Annotated in this window: 1 protein-coding gene; it reads left to right on the top strand. The window is 29.3% G+C overall.

The features are described from left to right. The first annotated feature begins 92 nt into the window (after positions 1 to 92). Positions 93 to 986: an IS982 family transposase gene (locus HX049_RS18385; protein WP_286417830.1), complete on the top strand. Its 894-nt coding sequence runs from the start codon at positions 93 to 95 to the stop codon at positions 984 to 986. Positions 987 to 999 lie beyond the last annotated feature (13 nt).

The following is a 999-nucleotide window of genomic DNA, read 5'->3' on the forward strand; positions in this document are numbered from 1 at the left end:
AACCTGAGTTCGATTAATATTAATGCATAAAAAAAGGTAAAAATCCGTATATTTAAGTATCTGAAATTTAAATATATAAAAGATTTTTACCTATGATTTGTTTCGATAAAATTACTGATATTTTTTGTATTGTAGATGAGTTCTGCAAAGATTTTGAAAATTCTACTAAATCATTTCTTTTAGGGAGCCCTTCAAAACGGCCACCTAGAATGTCTAAATCTGAAGTAATCACCATTTATCTTCTATTTCATTTAAGTGGTTTTCGTTGTTTTAAGCATTTTTATATTTATTATGTCCAAAAACATATGACTAAAGAATTTCCTAATACTGTTTCTTATAATCGTTTTGTAGAGCTGATGCAATCAGTGATTATGCCCATGACTATTTTTGCTAAAACATGTTGTTTAGGCAAGTGTACAGGCATTTCTTTTGTAGATTCTACTCCAATTCAGGTTTGTAAAACTAAAAGAATTAGTAGAAACAAGGTTTTTAAAAATATAGCAACAACTGGTAAGTCAACTATTGGTTGGTTCCATGGTTTTAAACTTCACATCATTATTAATGATAAAGGAGAAATCTTAAGCTTTGCCATCACTCAAGCTAATGTAAATGACCGTGATCCTTTAAAAAATGAAGGATTCTTAAATAATATCTTTGGAAAACTATTCGGTGATAAGGGATATATTGGCGCTAAGCTTGCTGAATTACTGTTTCTAGATGGAATTGAATTAATTACCAGTATAAGAAATAATATGAAGAACTCCCTTATGAGTATGTCTGATAAAATACTACTTAGAAAAAGATCAGTAATTGAAACTGTTAACGATGAATTAAAAAATGTATGTCAGGTAGAACACTCTAGACATAGATCACCTATTAACTTCTTTACTAACCTTATCGCTGGAATTATTGCATATCATTTCTTGCCTAAGAAACCTGCCATTAGATATGAGAAAGTAATAACTAATCAATTAGCCTTGTTATAATCGAACTCAGGTT

The sequence above is a fragment of the Myroides odoratimimus genome (genome assembly GCF_030326305.1).
Classification (GTDB): domain Bacteria; phylum Bacteroidota; class Bacteroidia; order Flavobacteriales; family Flavobacteriaceae; genus Flavobacterium; species Flavobacterium odoratimimum_A.